At 40.1% G+C, this 22,678-nt stretch carries 28 protein-coding genes; all 28 read right to left on the reverse strand.

From position 1 onward, the window contains the following. Nucleotides 1-4: 4 nt before the first annotated feature. A complete protein-coding gene (locus BN997_RS20250) occupies nucleotides 5-472 on the reverse strand; it encodes a DUF6115 domain-containing protein (RefSeq protein ID WP_042534996.1) in 468 nt (155 codons plus the stop codon). A 27-nt stretch (nucleotides 473-499) separates the two neighbouring features. After that, nucleotides 500-1,276: a FliA/WhiG family RNA polymerase sigma factor gene (locus BN997_RS20255; RefSeq protein WP_042534997.1), complete on the reverse strand. Its 777-nt coding sequence runs from the start codon at nucleotides 1,274-1,276 to the stop codon at nucleotides 500-502. Nucleotides 1,277-1,300: 24 nt separating this feature from the next. Then, on the reverse strand, nucleotides 1,301-1,792 hold the full coding sequence (locus BN997_RS20260; RefSeq protein ID WP_042534998.1) for a chemotaxis protein CheD: 492 nt from the start codon (nucleotides 1,790-1,792) through the stop codon (nucleotides 1,301-1,303). Nucleotide 1,793: 1 nt separating this feature from the next. After that, nucleotides 1,794-2,432 (reverse strand): chemotaxis protein CheC, encoded by a 639-nt coding sequence (locus BN997_RS20265; protein ID WP_042534999.1) that lies wholly within the window; start codon nucleotides 2,430-2,432, stop codon nucleotides 1,794-1,796. Continuing rightward, nucleotides 2,429-2,908 (reverse strand): chemotaxis protein CheW, encoded by a 480-nt coding sequence (locus tag BN997_RS20270; protein WP_042535000.1) that lies wholly within the window; start codon nucleotides 2,906-2,908, stop codon nucleotides 2,429-2,431. The genes BN997_RS20265 and BN997_RS20270 overlap by 4 nt, the downstream gene beginning before the upstream one ends. Nucleotides 2,909-2,934: 26 nt before the next feature. After that, on the reverse strand, nucleotides 2,935-4,002 hold the full coding sequence (locus BN997_RS20275) for a protein-glutamate methylesterase/protein-glutamine glutaminase (protein ID WP_042535001.1): 1,068 nt from the start codon (nucleotides 4,000-4,002) through the stop codon (nucleotides 2,935-2,937). 4 nt (nucleotides 4,003-4,006) lie between these two features. Beyond that, a complete protein-coding gene (locus BN997_RS20280; protein ID WP_042535002.1) occupies nucleotides 4,007-4,858 on the reverse strand; it encodes a MinD/ParA family protein in 852 nt (283 codons plus the stop codon). Next, nucleotides 4,855-5,943, reverse strand: coding sequence for a flagellar biosynthesis GTPase FlhF (gene flhF / locus BN997_RS20285; protein ID WP_042535004.1), 1,089 nt, complete (start codon nucleotides 5,941-5,943; stop codon nucleotides 4,855-4,857). The genes BN997_RS20280 and flhF overlap by 4 nt, the downstream gene beginning before the upstream one ends. After that, nucleotides 5,940-7,973, reverse strand: a complete 2,034-nt coding sequence (flhA, locus tag BN997_RS20290) for a flagellar biosynthesis protein FlhA (protein ID WP_042535006.1) — start codon at nucleotides 7,971-7,973, stop codon at nucleotides 5,940-5,942. Before flhA ends, flhF begins: the two co-directional genes overlap by 4 nt. A 20-nt stretch (nucleotides 7,974-7,993) precedes the next feature. Beyond that, the gene (gene flhB / locus BN997_RS20295; protein ID WP_042535008.1) at nucleotides 7,994-9,073 is read right to left on the reverse strand and encodes a flagellar biosynthesis protein FlhB; all 1,080 of its coding nucleotides are present in this window, start codon (nucleotides 9,071-9,073) and stop codon (nucleotides 7,994-7,996) included. 1 nt (nucleotide 9,074) lies between these two features. Then, the gene (gene fliR / locus BN997_RS20300) at nucleotides 9,075-9,854 is read right to left on the reverse strand and encodes a flagellar biosynthetic protein FliR (protein ID WP_042535010.1); all 780 of its coding nucleotides are present in this window, start codon (nucleotides 9,852-9,854) and stop codon (nucleotides 9,075-9,077) included. 5 nt (nucleotides 9,855-9,859) lie between these two features. After that, the gene (gene fliQ / locus BN997_RS20305; RefSeq protein WP_042535012.1) at nucleotides 9,860-10,129 is read right to left on the reverse strand and encodes a flagellar biosynthesis protein FliQ; all 270 of its coding nucleotides are present in this window, start codon (nucleotides 10,127-10,129) and stop codon (nucleotides 9,860-9,862) included. Nucleotides 10,130-10,175: 46 nt separating this feature from the next. Next, entirely contained in the window at nucleotides 10,176-10,841 is a 666-nt protein-coding gene (gene fliP / locus BN997_RS20310) for a flagellar type III secretion system pore protein FliP (RefSeq protein WP_042535014.1), read from the reverse strand. Then, nucleotides 10,834-11,505, reverse strand: coding sequence for a flagellar biosynthetic protein FliO (fliO, locus tag BN997_RS20315; protein ID WP_052485095.1), 672 nt, complete (start codon nucleotides 11,503-11,505; stop codon nucleotides 10,834-10,836). Before fliO ends, fliP begins: the two co-directional genes overlap by 8 nt. Before the next feature lie 33 nt (nucleotides 11,506-11,538). After that, nucleotides 11,539-11,901, reverse strand: coding sequence for a response regulator (locus tag BN997_RS20320; RefSeq protein WP_042535016.1), 363 nt, complete (start codon nucleotides 11,899-11,901; stop codon nucleotides 11,539-11,541). A 37-nt stretch (nucleotides 11,902-11,938) separates the two neighbouring features. Then, the gene (gene fliY, locus BN997_RS20325) at nucleotides 11,939-13,156 is read right to left on the reverse strand and encodes a flagellar motor switch phosphatase FliY (RefSeq protein ID WP_042535019.1); all 1,218 of its coding nucleotides are present in this window, start codon (nucleotides 13,154-13,156) and stop codon (nucleotides 11,939-11,941) included. After that, nucleotides 13,146-14,138: a flagellar motor switch protein FliM gene (gene fliM, locus BN997_RS20330; RefSeq protein ID WP_042535021.1), complete on the reverse strand. Its 993-nt coding sequence runs from the start codon at nucleotides 14,136-14,138 to the stop codon at nucleotides 13,146-13,148. Before fliM ends, fliY begins: the two co-directional genes overlap by 11 nt. A 31-nt stretch (nucleotides 14,139-14,169) precedes the next feature. Beyond that, nucleotides 14,170-14,589, reverse strand: coding sequence for a flagellar basal body-associated protein FliL (gene fliL, locus BN997_RS20335; protein WP_042535022.1), 420 nt, complete (start codon nucleotides 14,587-14,589; stop codon nucleotides 14,170-14,172). Continuing rightward, complete coding sequence (locus BN997_RS20340) at nucleotides 14,582-14,800, reverse strand: flagellar FlbD family protein (RefSeq protein WP_040980122.1); 219 nt, start codon at nucleotides 14,798-14,800, stop codon at nucleotides 14,582-14,584. The genes fliL and BN997_RS20340 overlap by 8 nt, the downstream gene beginning before the upstream one ends. 54 nt (nucleotides 14,801-14,854) lie before the next feature. Further along, nucleotides 14,855-15,652, reverse strand: a complete 798-nt coding sequence (flgG, locus tag BN997_RS20345; protein WP_042535024.1) for a flagellar basal body rod protein FlgG — start codon at nucleotides 15,650-15,652, stop codon at nucleotides 14,855-14,857. An 81-nt stretch (nucleotides 15,653-15,733) separates the two neighbouring features. Beyond that, nucleotides 15,734-16,099, reverse strand: coding sequence for a TIGR02530 family flagellar biosynthesis protein (locus tag BN997_RS20350; RefSeq protein WP_042535026.1), 366 nt, complete (start codon nucleotides 16,097-16,099; stop codon nucleotides 15,734-15,736). Then, nucleotides 16,099-16,611: a flagellar hook assembly protein FlgD gene (gene flgD / locus BN997_RS20355; RefSeq protein WP_332093769.1), complete on the reverse strand. Its 513-nt coding sequence runs from the start codon at nucleotides 16,609-16,611 to the stop codon at nucleotides 16,099-16,101. The genes BN997_RS20350 and flgD overlap by 1 nt, the downstream gene beginning before the upstream one ends. A 45-nt stretch (nucleotides 16,612-16,656) precedes the next feature. Then, nucleotides 16,657-18,471, reverse strand: a complete 1,815-nt coding sequence (locus tag BN997_RS22370) for a flagellar hook-length control protein FliK (RefSeq protein ID WP_244882432.1) — start codon at nucleotides 18,469-18,471, stop codon at nucleotides 16,657-16,659. 40 nt (nucleotides 18,472-18,511) lie between these two features. After that, nucleotides 18,512-19,159 (reverse strand): magnesium transporter MgtE N-terminal domain-containing protein, encoded by a 648-nt coding sequence (locus BN997_RS20365; RefSeq protein ID WP_042535028.1) that lies wholly within the window; start codon nucleotides 19,157-19,159, stop codon nucleotides 18,512-18,514. A 5-nt stretch (nucleotides 19,160-19,164) separates the two neighbouring features. Further along, entirely contained in the window at nucleotides 19,165-19,611 is a 447-nt protein-coding gene (gene fliJ, locus BN997_RS20370) for a flagellar export protein FliJ (protein ID WP_042535030.1), read from the reverse strand. A 14-nt stretch (nucleotides 19,612-19,625) separates the two neighbouring features. Next, nucleotides 19,626-20,936 (reverse strand): flagellar protein export ATPase FliI, encoded by a 1,311-nt coding sequence (fliI, locus tag BN997_RS20375; RefSeq protein ID WP_042535031.1) that lies wholly within the window; start codon nucleotides 20,934-20,936, stop codon nucleotides 19,626-19,628. Then, a complete protein-coding gene (fliH, locus tag BN997_RS20380; protein ID WP_042535032.1) occupies nucleotides 20,933-21,670 on the reverse strand; it encodes a flagellar assembly protein FliH in 738 nt (245 codons plus the stop codon). The genes fliI and fliH overlap by 4 nt, the downstream gene beginning before the upstream one ends. Next, entirely contained in the window at nucleotides 21,663-22,673 is a 1,011-nt protein-coding gene (gene fliG / locus BN997_RS20385; protein ID WP_042535034.1) for a flagellar motor switch protein FliG, read from the reverse strand. Before fliG ends, fliH begins: the two co-directional genes overlap by 8 nt. Between the last annotated feature and the right edge of the window lie 5 nt (nucleotides 22,674-22,678).

The raw sequence follows: 22,678 nt of genomic DNA on the forward strand, positions 1-22,678 counted from the left end.
ATTTCTACGACTTTTTTTGATGCATTTTGATAATTATTTCAGCTTCTGTTTTTCCACAGTTTAACTTTTTAGCTATATCGTCTATTGTTTCTCCGTTTGTGTGAAGCTGCAGTATTTTGGCTTCCAAGGATGTTTCTACTTCATCTTGATAAGCAGCAGGTTGAAAATCCTCTATAGGCTGCGTTTCTTTCTCTGTCATCGCAGCTCCCTCTTTCTTCTTCTCTGCAGGGGGGAAAGGAGGATACTTTTTTATGCTGTCATGCTTTACAGGACTTTTGTCAGGCTGTTTATCCTCTTCCAGAAGTCTTTGCAGCATTCTGTTCTCTTTCCTTATTTCTTCCAAAGTCTCTTTCAGTACATTTTCTGCTTGTTTATTACCATTAGCATTCTGCCTGTTCTTTAATAATAAATAAATAGCTAATATTGAAATGCCATGTAGTAAAAAGCTGATCATCCATAGTAATGTTGACATATTTTTTCCCTTCCATACATGCTCATATTAAACCTGGGTGATTTTTTGCAGCGTTGAGCGTAATTTTGCAATGCTTCGCTTATGGATTTGTGAAATACGGGAAGTCGTTAATTCCAATACTTGTCCAATCTCTGTAAAGGTTAATTCCTCTTGATAAAAAAGACTGATAACAAGCTGTTCTTTTTCATTTAATGACTTGATTCCTTCTATTAATTCGTCCTTCCACTCTTCTTGGATAAGCCTTTCTTCTGGCCTGAGCTCCGGTTTATCTGATACATTGTAGCCAATACCTTCTTTCAGGTCATTCTCCTGCCCCTTTGGTTTATCTTCAATAGAAAGCATGTTGCTCAGTACCATATCCCGTAATGTTATTTCGACGTCCTGAATAGGCATTCCTGTCATTTCGGCAATATCCTCCGGCTGTGCTTCCCGTTGATTTTTTTGCTCAAAAATCTCACTTGCCTGCTCCACCTTTTTTGTTTTCTCACGAATCGAACGTGGCAGCCAATCTTCTTTTCTTAATCCATCCATGATCGAACCTTTAATTCGAAATGAGGCATATGTATCAAATTTCAAATCACGTTTCAGCTCAAATTTGTGCAATGCATCATACAGACCCAGCAAGCCATAGCTGCGGATTTCTTCACGATCCACACGATTAGGCAATTGACTTACAATTCTTTCCGTATGAAAGGAAACAAGATACATGTAGTTCTCAATGAGTAGATTTGCTGCTTCATTATCTTGACTGGTCATCCAATGCTTCCATAAAATTTGTTCTTGTGAAGGCTCTAATGAACTCACGATGACACACTCCTTTCAAATCGGTTAAATTGTAAAGACATTCTGATTACGTTTTCTGATGGAAAGCTTGGACGTTACTGGATCAAACTCAATCGTTCTCCCCAAATTACCGCCTACATCTGAGGAAACAACTTTAATATTTAATTTTCGAAGCGCGTCCTGGACTGCTTCTATATTCTTATCACCAATCCGCATAAAGCTTGTTCCTTTACCAACCTGAAACATTTGCGCTCCCCCGGCCATTTTTGCTTTCATATTTCTGGCTCCCTGTTCCTGAAGCATTTCTAACAGCTGCGGGATGGCTGTATCTGCATATTTCATCTCACTTATACTGCCGGCTCTTGCTTGGCTGGAGTCAGGCAATAAAATATGAGACAATCCAGCTATTCCACGCCTTTCATCGTATAATACCGTTCCAATACAAGAGCCAAGCCCCAGCGTTCGAATCGTATTAGGGGATCGAACAATTTTCGTATCTGCAATACCGACATTTACAATTGTTTTCGTTATACTCATCTTAAGACCATCCTAATTTGGCAAAGAGCTTTTGAAAAGATTCTGGATCAGGAATAAAAAGGAAATTCCCTCTAATCTGTTCATGGCCTCGTTCCTCTTGCCTTATTTCCGTATCAATAATAATTGCATAATCTGTTACCTGAGAAATTTCTAATAAGCCCATTGTCATAATAGCACCAGCCATATCGATTCCCAGATGTGGAACAGAAGGCTGCAGATTCATACCAGTAAAGTCAGAAAGCGCGGTAAGATACGACCCGGTCAAAATATTTCCTATTTCACTTAATGCAGACATAGCAATCTCTAATTCTATTCCATCCGTCTCTTCTGATAATCGAAATTCCGGATTATGCGTCAGCTTTTGTACCAGATACTCTGCTTCTTCAATATCAACGACAATAGCCATTACACCCGTTATTTCCCCTTCCACCTGAAACATCAATCCGACAATAGGCTGTTCCGGTCCGCCAACCAATTCAATGACTTCGTTAAAATCAGCAATCTCCACATTAGGAACCAGCATATCTATTTTATGACCCAACAGCTGTGATAAGGAGGTTGCAGCGTTTCCAGCACCTATATTCCCTATTTCTTTCAAAATATCCTTCTGAAAGCTCGTTAATTGGAAAACATCCATCATTGATCATCCAATTCTTTTGTTTTTATTTCTTCTAAATTTAATAATTTATAAATATCTAATAATACAATCAGCCGATTATCCAGATGAGCAATAGAATGGATGTATTCTTTTTTTACAGTGCCAATGGTTTCCGGAGGATTTTCCAAAAGATCAACCGGGATGTCTAGCACATCATTTGCATTGTCTATAATCAACCCAACTTGTGTCTCATCAATCTTGGTGATGATTATCTGATCTTCTTCCTTGTTATGCTCCGGCTCTTCTTCCAGCCGAATGCGCAAATCAATGACAGGAATAATCTTCCCTCTAAGATTAATCACACCTTTAATATAATTTTTTTCGTGCGGGACGCGTGTAATAGGCAAGGATGTTTCAATAGACTCTACAAAGTTCACCGGCAACCCATACTCACTGCCATTCAAATCAAAAATGATTGTTTTTTCTAATCTTTCTGGAGTTAACTGTTCTTGTGTCATGCCAATCTTTCCCTTCCGGTTATTTGTTATTTAACAAGATTGCTCAGCTGGCTAGCCATTTGATTTAATGGCACTTGATAATCAGCTAGCCCCTCATTGATAATAGACTTCGGCATTCCATATACAATAGCTGTCTCTTCTGTCTCTGCAAGTGAAACGACATGAGAATTTGCTTTTTTCAATGCTTTTAAGCCAAGCGTACCGTCATTCCCCATCCCTGTTAAGACGCAGGTTACAATCTGATAATTCTTAAGAGAACACAGAGAGCGGAATAATGTATTGACGGACGGACGATGACCATTATCCAGCGGTTGTTGATTTAATGAAATCATTAATGCCATGCCGCTGCTTTTCACTTCCATATGGTATCCGCCCGGCGCGATGTAGACCGTTCCCTTTTTCATTAATTCTCCATGTTCCGCTTCTTTAACAGTCAACCGGCTAATTTGATTTAACCGTTCTGCCAGAGACGCAGTAAATCCAGGAGGCATATGCTGTACAACAGCAACAGGAATACCAAGATCTTTCGGTAAAGCGGTAATGACTTTCTGCAGCGCTCTCGGGCCTCCAGTAGACGTTCCGATGGCAACCATTTTTTTGGAGGAAAGAGAGGGCTTCGCAGGCATTGTCAATGGCTGCTGTATACGTTCTATCGGCACATGCTGCGCTGCTCCATTTATTTTTTTATGTACTTTTACGGTTGCTGCTGTATAGACCTTGTCGCATATTTCTTTTTCTACCTTTTTTATATCTAATGAAATCGCTCCGGACGGCTTTGTAATAAAGTCAACCGCACCTGTCGAAATAGCCTGGATGGTATAATCAGCGCCTTTTCTTGTTTCACTGGACAGCATGACCACAGAAACAGGACATTCCTCCATAATCTGTTTTAAAGCTCCTAAACCATCCAGCTTCGGCATTTGGACATCCATGGTTACGACATCCGGATGCAGCTTTTTTACTTTATTTACCCCATCTTCGCCATGTACGGCAGTTCCAACTACATGAAATCTGCCATCCTCTGTTAAAATCTCAGAAATCATTTTTCTCATAAATGCAGAATCATCTACGACAAGAACATTAATTAGAGTCATTTCTTCACCCCTTCATGAAATGTTTTATCCGTTCTATGAAACTGCCAGATTTACGTACCGTTTTGTTTGTGTCATTTACGTACATTTGCAGGATCGACTCCATTGCTTTGGAAGCCTTCGTTTTCGGATATAACTTGGTATACGGTTTTTGATGCATGACAGCTTTCATTATATTTCCGTCTTCTGGAATACAACCTAATCTTCGAGCCTCTGCGTCCAGAAAGCGGCGAATAACCGTGTGGAAATTACCGAGAATATTGCTGCCCTCTGTTTTATTCCTTGAACGATTTAAAATAGTATAGATTGGCATATCCGGCTGATTAGATAATATATGCTTCACCATTCCATATGCATCCGTAATGGACGTCGGTTCAGGCGTAGTGACAATAAAACATTCATCTGCTGCCAAAATAAAAAATAATGAAGTCTCTGTCACACCAGCACCCATATCAAATAACACATAATCATATTCTCGCCATACCTTTTCCAGCCCTTGATAAAAAATAGCTTTCTTATGCTCATTAATTTCTAAGAAATCGTGCAGGCCAGAACCTCCGGGAATATAATCTATGCCATAAGGACTTTTTACAATGGCGTCCTGAATGGAAATTTTATTATTTAAAACATCGGCAATAGAATAGTCTGTCTGCATACCAAGGAGTAAATCGATATTTCCCATTCCTACATCTAAATCAAATACCAGGATTTTATGATTCTCCTGTGCAAGTTTCATCGAAAAATTAAGTGTGAAATTTGATTTTCCTACACCGCCTTTTCCGCTGCAAACAGCAATCGTTTTTGCTGTCCTTTCAGGGGATAGCCGGTTTCGGAGCTGTTCAGCCTGGTCATAGCTCATTGTTCATCACCTATTATATAACGGCTAAGCTGATTTAATGTTGGACTCAGCATGTCCTCGGGAACATCCTGCCCATTTGTCATATAGCCAATCCGGATGTCAGGATAATGAAATGCAGCATTCAAAATATTTCCGTATTGCTCTGTCTCATCTAATTTTGTCAAGATAAGCCCATGAACACCGATTGCTGTAAACTTTCCGTAAATATCCAGAAAATCTTTCGGTTTTGCCGTCATTGATAATACGAGATAATTTGTTACTTCTCCAGGGCTTATCCAGTCCGCCATATCTTTCAAGTAAGTTTCATCCCGATAATTTCTTCCGGCTGTATCTACTAAAATCACATCATAATCCTGCAGCTCCGCGATATACTGATGGTATTCCTGCTTGTTATACGCTACATGTACAGGTATATGAAGAATCTTTGCATATGTTTTCAGCTGCTCAACTGCTGCTATCCGGTACGTATCCAGTGTGATAAACGCAATTCTTTTATTTTCTGTCAGCTGCATGCGGGCGGCGATTTTTGCAATCGTAGTTGTTTTTCCTACACCAGTCGGGCCGACAAATTGAATCACTTTATGGTGATATGTAAAGCCTAATTGCAGCCCTTCCAAGCGCTTTTCTATTTCTTCATGGATTCTTTGCTGGAGGACAGCAGTCTGATTTCCCCCTTCCTTGATGAGCTCCAAAGCAATATCAGGAAGAACCTCCTGCGCTGTCAGGCGGTCATATATCAGCTGTTCATCCGGCGTTAACCTGAGCTGGAGCTGTCTGTTCTGCGCTTCCAGGAGTTTATAAACCTGTTCCAGTTCTTTAGAATAAGAAACATCTGCTGCCGCTTCCGGAGTCTTCTCCTTTTGCAGTGCAGGAGCTTCTTTTTTGACAGTTGCTTTTTTAACAGGCTGAACCGGTTCCGGATCATAGCCGGCAACTACCTCTATATAATTCTTTTTAAAAAGCCCCAACATGCCGCCTGATTTAATTTGCCTGGATTGTAAAATAACTGCGTCTGTGCCAAAATCTTTCCTTACCTGCTTCATTACTTCCGGCATAGACGGCGCTTTATATTTCTTTATCTTCATGCGATATTCACCACCCCAACACTTTGTACCTCCACAGTCGGTTCTAGTTCATTGTATGATAATACAACAACTTGAGGTAAGAACCTGTCTAACAATTGTTTTAAATACATCCGCACCGCCGGCGAGCATATAATAATCGTTGTTTCTTCCTGAAGGGATACTTTTTCCGCTTCCTTATGAATCGCCTGCACAATTTCCTGCTGCTGATCCGGGTCTAACGCTAAGTAATTGCCGTGCTCTGTCTGTTGAACATGGTCAGCAATTGCTTTTTCAATCTTTCCGGATATCGTAATCACCTTCAACGCATTATCATCTTTTACAAAGCTTTTTGTGATTTGTGATGCTAACCCTTGTCTGACGTATTCTCCCAGCACATCTGTATCATTAGTCAATCTGGCAAAATCAGCTAATGTTTCAAAGATTACCGGCAGATTCCGGATAGATACACCTTCTCTTAAAAGCTTCGACAGTACTTTTTGAACATCGCCGACGGACAATGGTTCCGGGGTTACTTCCTCGACTAAAATCGGATTTGTTTCTTTTAAGTGATCAATCAGCTGTTTTGTTTCCTCTCTTCCCAAGAGCTCAAATGCATGTTTTTTAATCACTTCTGTCAGGTGAGTCGATACAACAGAAGGAGGATCAACGACCGTATAACCGGATAATTCCGCTTCGTCTTTTACATTTTCACTTATCCATTTTGCAGGCAGCCCAAATGCAGGCTCTTTTGTATCAATTCCTTCTATATCATCCTCTAAAAAGTCGGGAGCCATCGCCAAATAATGATCCAGCATTAATTCACCGCTGGCAACCTTGTCTCCTTTTATCTTTAATTGATATTCATTCGGCTGCAGCTGGATATTATCCCTGATTCTTACTACAGGTATTACGAGTCCAAGCTCAATGGCCAGCTGTCTCCGTATCATAATGACCCTGTCCAGCAAGTCTCCTCCCTGGGATGTATCCGCTAAAGGAATTAATCCATAGCCAAATTCAAATTCAATCGGATCCATATTCAAGAGGCTGACCACATTTTCCTGCTGTTTGAGAGCGGTCGATTCGGTTTCTTCTTCCTCTTCCTCAGTAACTTGTTCCGGCTCCACACTTTTCTTCTCCATCCAGTACCCGCTGAAGGCTAAAAAAGCGGCCAGAAGCGTCGTTAAGAAAAAGTTGATTGGAGTCAGACCAAGCAGAAAGATTGTTCCTGCTGCGATATATAAAAGCTTCGGAAATTGCAGCAGCTGACCTGTTACATCCGAACTTAAATTACTTCCCCGGGCAGACCTTGTAACGACAATCCCTGTTGCCGTTGAAATAAGCAAAGCAGGTATTTGACTGACCAGTCCGTCCCCAACAGTAAGACGTGTAAATAATTCAACGGACTCTGACAAAGACAAGCCCATTTGAGCCACCCCGATAATCATTCCGAAAAGTACATTGATCAGAACGATGACAATCCCGGCGATAGCATCTCCTTTAACGAATTTACTTGCCCCGTCCATGGATCCATGAAAGTCGGCTTCATTTTCAATTTTTTCCCGCCGTTCTTTCGCCTGGCTCTCTGTAATTAAACCGGCATTTAAATCCGCATCGACACTCATCTGCTTCCCGGGCATCCCATCGAGGGAGAACCTGGCAGCAACTTCCGATACACGTTCTGCCCCTTTGGTAATAACAATAAAATTGATAATAACTAAAATAATAAATACAACAAACCCGACTAAAGGGTTATTTCCAATTACAAAGGAGCCGAATGTTTCTACAACTCCTCCTGCATTACCTTCCGAGAGAATGGCACGGGTTGTGGACACATTTAAAGCTAACCGAAATAATGTCAACAACAAAATCAGTGTTGGAAATACGGAAAATTGCAATGGTTCCGTGGTATTCATGGCTACTAAAATAACAACCAATGCAAGTATTATATTAATTAAAATGAGAAGACTTAAAAATTCTCCAGGCAACGGGATAACCAGCATAACAATAACCAGTATAACGCCTATGAGAACCGCAATATCCCGGAATTTCATTTCCATTCTCTCCTAACTTCTTACGCTTTTTTCTCCATTTGATATACATATGCAAGAACCTCTGCTACAGGCTGAAAGTATTCTTCCGGAATAACTTCGCCGATTTCAGTTGCAGCATACAGCGCTCTTGCCAATGAACGATTCTCTACCATTTGTACATGATGTTCTTTCGCAATTTCCTTGATGCGCTGTGCAATGCTGTCCGTCCCTTTCGCAATAACAAATGGTGCTTCTGCCTTTGCTTCATCATATTTAATGGCAATGGCATAGTGGGTCGGGTTGGTAATAATGACATCCGCTCCCGGAACCTCGCTCATCATTCTTCGGGTTGCTATCTGTCTTTGTTTTTCTTTCATTTTTGATTTAATTAACGGATCCCCTTCGACATTTTTATACTCGTCTTTAATGTCTTGCTTGGACATCCGAATGTTTTTTTCAAAATCGTATTTTTGATATAAATAATCTAGCACTCCTAAAAAAATCAATAAAGCAATAGCCGAGAATGCCATGATGGTAGTAACCCGTGCAAAAAAGCCCAACGCTCCTTCAGCATCTAAAAATGCAGTCATCAGCATCTGATCTTTATTCATCCAAATGACGGTAAATGTGACCGTCCCAACCAAGGCGATCTTCAATAATGATTTCAAAAATTCCACTAATGCCCGAATAGAAAAAATCCGCTTAGCTCCCTTAATCGGGTCAATTTTTTTCAAATCAAACTTTAACGGCTCTGTTGAAAACAGAAATTTGACCTGAAGCAGATTTGCTGCTACACCGGAAATAACGGCTATCACCATAATTGGGGCAACCATTAAAACCGCTTGAAGGAACGAATCATTAAACATCATTTGAACCGAGTGATTCGTCACATCCCAATGAATGTATTCTGTAAATGATTTTCTGTAAAAGCTCGTCATATATTCCAGAATATAACCGCCAAAAACAAACAATCCGATAAAGCAGCCGAGCAGCAGGATAGCTGTATTGATATCCTGACTTTTGGCAACACGTCCTTTTTTACGTTCGTCCTGCCTTTTCTTTGGAGTTGCTTTTTCTGTTTTTTCCCCTGCAAAAAATTGTAAGTCTAATGTCAATTTCACATTAAACACCTCCAAATAAAGCCATTAACTGCTCCATTACACGGAACATTGCTTCAAAAACAGATTGCAGCAAGCCGATGTAAAGTGCTAGAAATACAAGAATTGCTACAAAGCTGACAAGGATTTTTAATGGCAGCCCAACGACAAACACATTCATCTGCGGTACTGTCCGAGCCACAATCCCTAAGGCAACATCCACTAAAAACAAACAGCCTACAATGGGAACTGCGATTTGGAAAGCAATCAGAAACATTGTGTTAAACGTTGTCAGCACAAGTTCAACAATGCTTTCCTCTCCAAATGGAATAAATTGATTTAAAGGGATATATGTGAAACTGTTCATCATCCCATTCAAAATCATATGATGGCCATCTACGGATAATAGAAATAACAGAGCAATAATATAGAAATACTGGCCTGTCAACGGACTTTGCGCCCCAGTTTGCGGATCTATCACATTGGCAATCGCAAATCCCATTTGAAAATCAACAAATCCCCCGGCAACCTGAATAGCTGAAACAAGAATAAAAGCAATCAATCCGATACAAATTCCAATGAGAGCTTCCTTAAACAGCAGGAATAAATATAAATCATTCAGCGCAACATTACTGATATCTACCGTAGAAATTAAAATGGGTGTCAGAAAAAAACTGATTCCTATTTTAAATTGAACAGGAACAGACCGATAAGAGAATAGAGGCATAATGACAAAGAAAGCCATAATCCGGACAAATATTAACATGAACGCAGGAACAAGGTTCCAATTTATCATTTCAATCATCAGATCTACCCTATGTATTGGTTAATATTCATATATAGACTGGAAGTAAATTCAACAATGGTTGTTAACATCCAAGGTCCAAAAAATACGAGACCAAGTAGTACCGCCAAAATTTTTGGAATAAATGCAAGTGTCTGTTCTTGAATTTGTGTTGTTGCCTGAAAAATACTTACAAGTAAACCTACGGCCAAAGCCAGCAGCAATACAGGAACCGTTATTAATAAAATTGTAAAGATTCCCCGTTCAGCCAGGGTTAATACTAATTCACTACTCATTAATTATACTCCTTCCACTTCCAATACCACTTTCAATACGGCTCTACTAGAAACCACCGAGCAGTGACTGCGTAATCAAATACCACCCATCAACCAACACAAATAATAATATTTTAAATGGCAATGAAATCATTACCGGCGGCAGCATCATCATCCCCATGGACATTAAGATACTTGCGACAGCCATATCAATAATTAAAAATGGAATAAAAATCATAAAGCCCATCTGAAATGCCGTCTTTAATTCACTGATTGCAAATGCAGGGACTAAAGTGGTTAACGGAATATCCTGTACCGTTTCCGGCGGTTCTGCCTCTGTATAACTCAAGAATAATTGCAAATCCTTCTGCCTTGTATGCTGCGCCATAAATTCTTTTAACGGAACACTTGCATTTTCATATGCTTCATCCAACGTTATCTCCTCTTCAAAAAGCGGAGATAATCCTTGTTCATAGACTTCCGAAAAGGTAGGAGCCATGATAAAGAACGTCATAAACAAAGCAATACCGATGAGTACCTGATTTGGGGGCATCTGCTGCGTAGCTAATGATGTACGTACAAAGGATAAAACAATAATAATCCGTGTAAAGCTCGTCATTAAAATTAAAATTCCCGGAGCTAAGGAAAAAATCGTTAATAATAACAGGAGCCTCACAGAGGTGGCTATATTCGTCGGGTCAGAGCTAGAAAAGATATCTATAAAATCATTCATTTGAATCGTCCTTATGCTTATTAATTAGATTCTGGCGATTTTTACGAATCGATTTCAGCTCTCTGGTAAGTAATTGATCAAAAGACTTGCCAGACGCTTTCTTCCCATTGTCATTTTTTTCTCTTGAAAAGAATGATAATGGATCTGAACCCTTCTCTGCTGACTGATCAAGTAACTGTTCTATTGTTTCTGGATCATCGATTTCCTCTAAAAGCTCCACATTATCTCCAACGCCAATAAGATAATATTTGTTTCCTGCACGGATAATTTGAACAGATTTATTTGCTCCGACAGATACTCCGCCTACATTTCTTAAGAGACCCGGCTGCTGATTAAACCCGTTTCTCTTTCCTAAAAACTTTAATACGACATAAACTAAACCTAATACGAGTGCCAGACCAATAACCAGACGCACAATCTGCCAGCCCATGGATGAATTAGAAGCTTCGTCCTCCACTAAAAATTCATTGTTATTGTCTATGATTGTATCTTCATCGTTTACATCCGGCTGTTCATTATTTAAATTTACTTCTTCTTCATTACACTCCTCTTCATTTTCGAGGCAGTCTAACACATTTGCTTCTGCGCCTACGCTGATTGGGAGCAGCAGAAATAATAGAATCCCTGCCCCCAACGCATATATACGCCATAATTGCTTCTTCAATCTCGTCAACTCACTTTTTAAATTGAAGTCTATTTAGCCGAGTGCTTTTTGAATTGCTTCAATGACACGATCTGCTTGGAATGGTTTAACAATAAAGTCTTTTGCTCCGGCCTGGATAGCATCAATAACCATTGCCTGCTGTCCCATAGCTGAACACATAATGACTTTTGCATTTGAATTAACCTGAAGAATTTCTTTTAATGCTGCTAATCCATCTTTTTCCGGCATCGTAATATCCATTGTTACTAAATCAGGCTGAAGTTCCTTATATTTTTCAACAGCTTCGTTGCCGTCCTGTGCTTCTCCAACCACTTCAAAATCATTCTTTGTTAAAATATCCTTGATCATCATTCTCATAAAAGCTGCATCATCTACTATTAAAATCTTTTGGCCCATTTTTTCTCTCTCCTTCAATATACCTAATTATGCATATCTATTTTCTTAAATGCTGGATTCTATCATGCTGACTGACGATATCTGTTACACGAACCCCAAAGTTTTCGTCAATAACTACGACTTCTCCTTCAGCAACTAATTTTTCATTTACCAGAATATCTACAGGTTCTCCCGCCAGTTTATCTAATTCAATAATAGAGCCGGCTCCCAGTTCTAATATTTCCTTGATAGACTGCTTTGTCCTGCCCAATTCCACAGTGACTCTTAATGGAATATCCATTAACATATCTAAATTCCGCTGCCCTTGATAATTGAGCGGAGCCTGCTCGAATTCAGAAAATGCTGCTTCCTGGACATCCGCTTCCTGGGAGCTTGGTCTTCCTAAAATCTCATCATTTTTTTGATTCGTAGTTCCTGTATTTCCAGCAGGCCTGACAGGTTGTTCTTGTTCAGCCTGTTTCTCTTCAGTTACCGGCGCAGCAGCAACTGCTGAATGCGTATTTACACTTGCTGCAGTCTGACTTACTGCTGTTTCTGGTTCCTCTTTGACAGAAGGCTCTTCTTTAGCTTCAGGAGCCGGATTCATTAATTGGTGTACTAATTCTTTAGCAAAATCCAACGGAACCAGCTGTACCATATTGGAATCTATTAAATCTCCAACCATTAACTTGAAAAATACTTTAACGTACACTTCGTCTTTAAATAAACCTTCTTTTTTTTGATTTTCCAGTCCATGAATAATCTCAGGCGGTGAAATATCTATTTTCTTATTAAATACAGTAGACATGCTGGTAGCAGCTGCTCCCATCATCTGATTCATGGCTTCTTGAACGGCACTTAGGTGCATTTCGTTCAGTTCTTTATCCGGGTTTGTCCCGTCTCCGCCAAGCATGATATCTGCGATTACTGCCGCATCCTCTGATTTAATGAAAAACACATTATTGCCAGTAAAGCCTTCTATGTAATTAACTTGAACACTCACAGGTTTAAATGTAACTTCTTCTTCTAATTGATCCTTGCCAATCACCGTGACAGCCGGTGTAGTAATTTCTACCTTCTGGTTTAACAGTGTAGACAGTGTAGTAGCAGAGCTTCCAAAGGAAATATTACCGATTTCCCCCAAAGCATCCTTTTCGATACTTGTTAAAAATGCTTCGTCTGCCGTCTGCTCCTGCTGGTCATCCTCCTGTTCATCTGCAGGCACCTTAAGCAGGGCATCTATTTCTTCTTGTGACAGCTTGCCGTCATTCATCATTTTCCATCACCCCATTCAGTTCCTCTAATACTTGGACAGACATTTTATGCCGATACTTTCCCGGCTGTACAAGAAACTTAAATTCATCATTTACAGCCATTTTTAATGGTGCATCAATTGCTTGATCCAACGCAATCACATCGCCGACAGAGAACTTCAAAAATTCATCAATATTGATGGATGCTTCCCCCAGAACAGTTTTTACTTCTACATCGGTATTTTGAAGATACTTCGACATTCTTTGCAGACTTTTTTCATCTTTGTTTTTATTCGTCTGCATCCAATAGCTTGCAGAAAGCTTTGGTATAATCGGCTCCAAGATAATATGCGGAATACATATATTAATCATCCCGGATACCTCTCCAATCATAGCGGTTAACGAAACAACTACCACCGTTTCTGTGGGTGCAACGATTTGCATAAATTGGGGATTCTCCTCGAATTCTTCTAAAATGGGTTCGATATCTGCAACAGATGACCAAGCTTCCTTTAAGCTGACTTCTGCTTTCTCAAATAATTGTGTGAGCAAAATCTTTTCAATTTCTGTCAAACTGCTTGTTTTCGAACCAGTAGAACCTTTTCCTCCAAGTAATCGTTCCAATAATGCAAATGCTACATTGGGATTGATTTCCATGATTAAATTGCCATCTAATGGCTCCAAACTATAAATATTAAGTACGGTCGGCTTCGGTACAGAGCGTATAAATTCCTCATAAGGCACTTGATCGACAGAGGTAACATTAATATTCACGTATGTCCTGAGCTGTGTAGCAAAAAAAGTTGTCAGCAACCTTGCATAATTCTCATGCAGTCTTGAAATGCTGCGTATCTGGTCTTTTGAAAAACGTAACGCTCTCTTAAAATCATAAACACGAATGCGTTTTTCATCTTCTTCTTTTTTCAATTCTTCCGCATCCATTTCTCCTGATGTTATCGCTGAAAGCAAGGCATCAATTTCATTTTGCGATAATACCTCATCCATAAACTTTGGTCACCTCCTGACATGATAGAATCTATTGAAGTATTTTCTTAATGGTATATACTTCGGTAACCGTTCCTTCTGTCATCATTTCATTTAAATCTGTTTTCAATGTATCCTCGAGCTCGTCCAGACCTGTTTGAAAATCATCCACTTCCATAACGGCCAATTCTTTAATTAATAAATTCGTAATTTGAAAGCCCCGTTTTTCTAATTCTTCCACTGCTTTATTATCATCTGTAATAACTTGAAATTGAACCTGGACATATCGGTCGTCCTTAATATCTGTAGTCACCTCTGGCGTTTCATAAGAATGGCTTACCATATCATCAATCGATTGCTCTCCAGAAGTTTCTTCCGGCTCATTAACATAGATAACGATAATAAGCGTTGCTACAACGCCAACAAGTAATGTAATAATAGATGTCATAGCTATTTTTACTATTTTACTCATTCTTTTCACCTGCCTTTAACGGGAGTGCGGGAAACCCAATCTGGTGATAAAAGGCTGTTACCTTTTCAATAATTTCTTCTTCGCTTTCTTTGACAAACACCTTTTTTCCGTTTAATAGAGAAATGCTTGTATCGGCATATGCCTGTACCTGCTCAATCATGATAGCATTCAGAACAAAAGGTTCATTATTTAATCGGGTTAATCGAATCATACGTTATCGGGACTAACCTGATGTCCATTCAGGTCAGTCCCCTTCCCCCTTTGCTTATCGTTTTAGATTAACAAGCTCTTGTAAAATTTCATCAGACGTTGTAATTATTCTCGTGTTTGCCTGGAATGAACGCTGTGCTGTAATCATTTCTGTGAACTCTTCGGATAAGTCAACGTTGGACATTTCCAATGCACCGCTGATTATTTCACCAGTTCCATTTGCTCCCGGACCTTCTAGACCTGTACCAACTAGTCCAGCATTATTTGTAGCGGCGTACAAGCTGCCACCAACTTTTTCCAATCCAGCTGGGTTGGAAAACTTCGCTAATGCGATTCGTCCTACTTCTTCTGTATTCTCATTAGCATCCGTATAGGTGACCGTTCCATCCGGCTGCACACTGAAACTCTCGGCATTTTCCGGAATGGTAAGATTTCCTCCTCCTTCAGCCTGTAAATAATATCCGTTTGCATTAACGATATTCCCGCCAGCGTCTAAGTAAAAGTTGCCTGCGCGGGTATAGTAATTTGTATCACCCTCCTGTACGACAAACATCCCATCTCCTTGGATCGCAAAATCTAATGGATTATTCGTTGTTTGTCTGGAACCTGGAGTATGTGTATTTGAAATGGCACCTTCCTGTGAACCAAGACCAACTTGAGATGCATTAATCCCGCCACGTCCATTTCCCGGTCCTTGTGCTGCTGAGGTTGTCTGACTCAGCATATCCTGAAAATTAATATTCGATTTCTTATAGCCTGATGTATTCACGTTTGCAATATTATTACCGATAACATCTAATTTTGTTTGTGAATTTTTCATTCCTGAAATACCTGCGTACATTGAACGTAACATGATTATTTCCCCTTTTTATTTTCATTTGACCGCTTCTGTCATTCCGCGGCAATAGGCTTCCCATAAAGGGTCCGGCCTTTTTTACAATAAAATTGTTCCATCAATATTGGTAAATACTTTTTTATCTGCTTCTGATTGGTTTAGCGCTGTAATCACTGTATTATTTTTGACACTGACTACCATTGCATTGCCATCAATTACGACCAATGCATCTTTTACACCTTTTTGTTTTGCTTCTTTTACTTTCTCTTGAATAGACTGCCATTCTTGATTGCTAAGCTGGATATTCCGCTCTTGCATCCGTTCTGCGGCATGCTTACTGATTGTCAGCTCTTGCTGGTTTTGAAGAATATCTCTAAAGGAAATTGCTCCTTTTTTCGGTGCCGCTTTTTGTATATGCTGTTCCTGTGATATAGGTGGTACGATTGGTTGGATTGGGCGAACCATTATTCTTCTCCCTCCTCATTTTCCGAAGGGTCTGTCACCTCATTTTCTGATTCATTATCAGTTTCTTCTCCGGATGCTCCTACTTCAATAACGGTATCAGCATAGATTTTTTCGCCATTTTCTAAATGAAAAACAGCCCATCCATCCTGTTGAGATACAGAAATAATTTTGCCTGATTCCACACCTGTTTCTCTTCCGGTCTCTTTATCAAAGGTTCTATAATTTACCGTTTCTCCAATCATATGGCTATATTGAATAGCCGGAGATACGAGCTGATTATTTACTAAGAGTTCCATCGAATTAGACATATTCGTCATTTGCTCCAGGGAAGAAAATGATGCCATTTGCGCTATAAATTCTGATTCATCCATCGTATTCATCGGATTCTGGTTTTGCATTTGGGCAATCAATAATTTTAAGAATTCGTCTTTTCCCAGTTCAGAAGACGGCTCTCTTGTTTTTGGCTGATTACTTAAGTATAAAGATGGATCTATAGAAGTGATCGTTGTCACCGCCTTTCAAATTCCGGCTACGTTTTTGTGCAGCTGTGGTTATTATTAAACTTGCTCCTCTATATTTTGCGATAGCAGTTTCTCCATAAATGATTCAAAGGATTCTGTTTCAGAAGACGAATCCTGTTCATTGGAGTCAGAAGCTGTTTCCTGGTGCTCTGAATGCTGCTCACTTTGATTTTCTTTCGCATTTTTCGATGCATCTGTCTGCGAAGCATTCACATTATCCTGCCTCTCAACCGATACCTGATGCGGTGAAAACACATTTCTCAGCTGGTGCAGATTCGATTCCAATACTTCCTTCACCGCTTTAGAAGAAACAAGCATCTGTACTGTCAACTCTCCATTTGTCTGTATAAAACGTATCGTCATATCACCTAGGTTCTCCGGTCTCAATTGGATGGAGATGGGATTTTGTCCCCGCGCAAAATTTTGCAGGCGCTGACTTTGTACAATTGTTTCAATTTTCTCGATCAGCTCTTTACCTGATAAGCCTTTTGATGAATCTGTCTGCCCCATCTGAACAATAAATTGTTCTATCTTGGAGATAGGAAGACTATCCTGCTTAAAAACAGCCGGCGATGCATCTTGGAATGACGTTTGCAGCCAGGCTGCCATTTTCGGCTCGATCCGAGGAACAACTTCAGCTTCCGCTTTTACTGGCTGGTGGTAACCTGTTTCATTAGCTGTCTGCCTGACTAATTGGACATCGTTATTCTGCTTGATAACTCCAGGAGATACTTCTTTAAAAATGGATTGCAGCCACCCTGCAATTCTAGCCTCCACACGCTGTAATCCTTCTGCATCTAGTCCGGTTTTATCGGTCTGTTCGACCACCGCAGAATTTGCTTTACGGTTGTTTAGCATTTGTTCTTCTGGCAAGTTGGCGGCCAGCAATTGATGTGCAATTTGATTTACTATCTGACTAGAAACGGAGGAATCTGCTATTTGGAGCTGCTGGCTTATACCTTGGATGAATTGTTGTATTCTGGCTTGCTGCTCTGCTTGTTCAGCCTCAACCCAACTGCCTTTCATCTGCTCTTCAGTCATTAAACCGGCTTCAATCAATAAATCATCTATCTTTTTTTCTATTTGCTCCGCTGTTGCCCCATCGGCTCTCAGCATAAATTCATTAAAATCTTGCAAAGCCTTGATTACTTCCACATTTTCAAAGTCGTCAGCATCATTTATTTCTTCTTCCCGCAAGCCAGCTTCAAGCATTTGATACGCCATTTGATGTACAGTCTGTTCAAAAATGGAGGAATCAGCATGTTGCATTTGCTGGTAAATACCGTCCAGCACTTCCTGTTTATCTATCTCAGGATTTTCTTTAAAAAACTGCTCCCAATCCTGCAGCAATTGCGCTAATAAGCTGGATGTATCATGTATATCTGCAGTTTGTTCTATTCCTTGCAGCTGCTTGGTTATTTCGTTATAAATGTCTATCGCAGGCTGTAAATCTGCCATTGAGGATATTTCTGGGTGCTCCGCAAGCGCTGAAGATAGATATTGGCTAAGCAGATTCTCTATCTGTAATCTTTGCTGATCACCATTTTTTTCTAAAGAACTCTCTTGCTGAGTTACTGCATTTTCCATTAACAAAGCAACGATTTCTTCCTGCAAAACATCATTATCTTTCAAAATAGCAAGTACTTCATCAGGAAGTGATTCTCCTACCTGTTCAAACACATCTGCTAACTGCTGCTTCTGATTTTGCTGAAGCGGGGTTTTTATATCCCCCCTGGCAGGTAGTGACCCTGATTGCTGTAATAATAAATCACCAAAACGGGAGCCTTGCTGTGTTCTTGACTTGATACTCGCCTGATTGGAAAACATAAGATCAGCTATATTCAGCCTCATCGCATTCACTTTTTCACCTCCTTTCAAGTTTCTTATATTGTTACTCCATTAACATTTGCGTATAGGTCGTCGCCGCTTCCACATTCATTTGCTGTAATATATCACCGCGGTCCCCAGTAGACATTTCTTCTAAAATAGTTACGGCTAAATCAGCTTCCAGGTTTTCTAGAATAGCAGCTGCTTCCTTACTCTTCATACCTTCCAATGTTCTTGTCATCGAACTTTTTTCTGAAACGGCACCAGCCTCAGCTTGCGCCTGCTCCCCGCCTTGCTGCTCATCGCTTTGTTCTGTATCCTCGTTATTTTCGTTTTCTTCCTGTTCTTCTTCCAAACTGCTAATCTCGCTTTCTAAATCAGCAATTGTTTCTTCAAGCTCTTGGATTTGTTCATCTTTATTATTGATGATTTCATTTCTGCTTTCCAATTGATTTTGCAATGCCTGTAAATCATTCAATTCACTTATTTCTTCATTTGATTCGTCTGTGAACATTTCTCCGACAACCGGAATGGATTGACCTCGTTCCTTCAGCCAATCTAATGTATTAAATCCGGCAATATGTAAAACAAAGACGACAATAACAGCCAGGATAAAAAGTGGCATAGCTATTAAAAACAGCTTCATAAAGATACCTGGAGACTTCTTAACTTCCGGTTCCGTTTCACTTTGTTTTTTATTTTTATTTTTCATTATTTTCACCTTTGATTTTGTCTCAGATATTGTTGCATGGACATTTCATCCATAAACGCAGCTTCCTGCTTTTTTAATACGGCTTTAGCTTCCTCTTTTTTTAAATCAATCATCTTATCGTATTTTTTATACTCAATATAAGCTTCCGATAATTTCGTTTGCTTGGAATTCATGTCATTTCTTGCTCTCTGTACTAGCAGCTGCACCGTTTGAATTTGATTGGTCAATTTTTCTATATAAGCAGACTGTTCTTTTATTTTTTCAATAGATGTAGATGCTTGAATCGCATTTTCAAAGGTACTTTCTGCCATTTCTTTTTTCTTCAATAAGCTGTATAATTCTCTGGCAATTTTCTCAAATGTTTCTTGGGATTCCGCATAAGCCCGCTGAGCTACTTGCTTCTCATTATCATGCAAATCCCGTATTTTAGCTAAACTGGATATCTTAGCCATTTAAAACAACTCCTTTATTGAACCAGGTTTTTCATCATCTGTACGGTTTCTTCAAAACTAACTTGTTCATAGACCCCTTGTTTTAAAAAAGAAACAATATTTGGATATGATGCCACAGCTAAGTCCACTTCAGGGTTTGTTCCTTTTTTATATGCGCCGATAGAGATTAATTCGTTATTTTCTTCGTAGACAGCGAGAAGCGTCCTTAATTTTGTAGCAATTTGCTGATGCTCATCTGTTGTAATCACATTCATGACCCTACTGATTGACTTCAACACATTGATTGCAGGATACTGGCCTCTTTCTGCGATTTTCCGATCCAGAACAATATGGCCATCCAATATTCCTCTTACTGCATCAGCAATTGGCTCGTTCATATCATCGCCGTCAACGAGCACGGTATAAAAACCCGTAATCGAACCATTTTCAACTGTCCCAGCCCGCTCTAAAAGCTTGGGTAAGATTGAGAACACACTCGGAGTATACCCCTTTGTCGTTGGCGGCTCTCCAACAGCCAAACCAATTTCCCTTTGTGCCATTGCAACACGGGTGACAGAATCCATCATTAAATTCACATTAAATCCCTGTTCTCTGAAGTATTCACTGATTGCCGTTGCTGTATATGCCCCGCGAATCCGCATAAGTGCAGGCTGATCAGAGGTTGCTGCAACAATAATGGATTTTTTCAGTCCTTCTTCTCCTAAATCATGCTCAATAAATTCCCGGACCTCTCTTCCTCGTTCACCGATAAGAGCAATAATGTTCACATCCGCATTGCTATTCCTTGCAATCATTCCCAGCAATGTACTTTTTCCTACTCCGCTCCCGGCAAACAAACCGACACGCTGTCCTATTCCCATTGATAAAAAACCATCAATTGCCCGGACGCCAACCTGTAGCGGCTGCCTGATTGTCGGCCTGGAAAGAGGATTCGGCGGCTTTCTCTCCGTCTGATATCCTGTTAAGCCTTTAGGCAGTGCTTCGCCGTCTAAAAGTGGTTTTCCCAACGGATCCAGCACATGTCCTATCAAGCTCCGGCCAACTTTTACGTTTAATGGATTTCCAGTGGCTTCTACTAAACAGCCTGAACCCACTTCGTTTACTTCCCGATAAGGCATTAAAATGATTTTTTCATTTTGAAACCCTACCACTTCTGCTAAAATAGGCTCTCCCTTATCAGAGCTCGTATGAATGTAACAAACCTCGCCGATGTTTGCTGCAGGTCCTTCCGATTCAATCATCAAACCTACAACACGAATCACTTTCCCATACCGTTTATATGGAATGGTCTTCTCTATGACTGAAATCAAGGCCTCTTTATTCATTCGGCATCCTCCATGACATAATCCATTAATGCTTCCCGGATTTTTTCAAGCTGTGTATTCACACTTGTTTCTATCTGACCGTGCGGGTATTGGATAATACAGTCTGTCGGCTGAATGTTCATATCAGCGTGGATAGAAAGTTTCGTTTCATCCCCGATTATGCGCTGCAGTTCTTCCTGATAGGAATGAACCTCCTCATAATAATCCGGGTGGATAACAATGCTAATAATTGGCTGAGATTTCACTTCATCAAGTGCATCCTTTATTAATGTTCTAATATAATCCGGCTGCTCCTTCAGCTCATTATGTAAAACTTTATTCGCTGTCGCCATGGCTATTTCTACAATACTTTCTGATTGCTTTTCCAATGTTTGATGATAGTCCTCTTTCGCTATATCAACGATATGATTTGCCTCCTGCAGTTTGTATTCAAACTGTGTATAAGCTTCTTGTTTTCCATCCTCATAACCCTTGTGGAATCCTTGTTTCCGGGCAAGCTCTATTAGCTCTTGCTTTTCTGTTTCCCATTTTTTCCGTGCTTCCTCTATCTGGTTATCCGCTTCTTCTACCCGCTTTTTCTGCTTTTCTTCAATGGAAGCTAATTCCTGTTTTTGGCAGGAAATCGCCTCCGTTAATTGCTGGTGTACTTCTTTTGCGTCATCTTGAGGAGCATTGGCTCGTGTAACAATAGACTCAATTGGTTTAATCGATATTTGTTTTTTTACATCAGACAATAATATCGTCTCCTCCGCCTCGTGCCACAACAATTTCTCCTTTTTCTTCCAGCCCGCGTATCACATTGACAATTCTTGTTTGTGCCTCTTCCACATCTTTTAGACGCACCGGCCCCATAAATTCCATTTCCTCTTTAAAGGTGGTCACCATCCGTTCAGACATATTTTGGAACACAATGTCCTTCACTTCATTGCTTGCTACTTTGAGAGATAATCGCAGGTCATCATTGTCAACTTCTCTGATAACACGCTGAATCGCCCGGTTATCCAATGTAACAATATCTTCAAATACAAACATTCTTTTCTTGATCTCTTCCGCCAAATCCGGGTCCTGTGACTCCAGAGCTTCTAATATCGTTCTTTCTGTAGAACGATCGACTCCATTCAGTACTTCTACCACCGTTTGGATACCGCCCGTCTGTGTATAATCTTCTGTCATGGATGAAGATATATTTTTCTCCAGCACCTGCTCTATTTGACTGATAATCTCTGGAGAGGTGGAGTCCATCGTAGCAATTCTGCTGGCCACCTCCGCCTGTACATTTTTGGGCAGTGCAGAAAGGATTTGACCGCTCTGTTCCGCATCCAGATAAGAGAGGATCAGTGCAATAGTTTGCGGATGCTCTCCCTGAATATAATTCAAAACCTGCTGCGGGTCTGCTTTTCTCGCAAAATCAAACGGTCTCACCTGCAAGGAAGAAGTCAGGCGATTAATAATACTGGATGCCTCCTGCTTCCCGAATGCTTTTTCCAACACCGTTTTAGCATATCCAATCCCTCCCTGAGAGATATAGTCTTGTGCCACAGCAATTTGATGGAACTGATTTAATATATCTTCTTTTAAATTAGAATCTACCTTTTTAACAGAGGAAATATCTAAGCTCAGCTTTTCAATTTCTTCCTCTGATAGATACTTATACACTTGTGCTGATACATCCGGACCTAATGAGATTAAAAGAATGGCTGCTTTTTGTCTGCCTGTCAGTGTATTTTTTCTTGCCATAAATA

Origin of the sequence: Oceanobacillus oncorhynchi (assembly GCF_000821065.1) — a bacterium.
Lineage (GTDB): Bacteria > Bacillota > Bacilli > Bacillales > Amphibacillaceae > Oceanobacillus > Oceanobacillus oncorhynchi.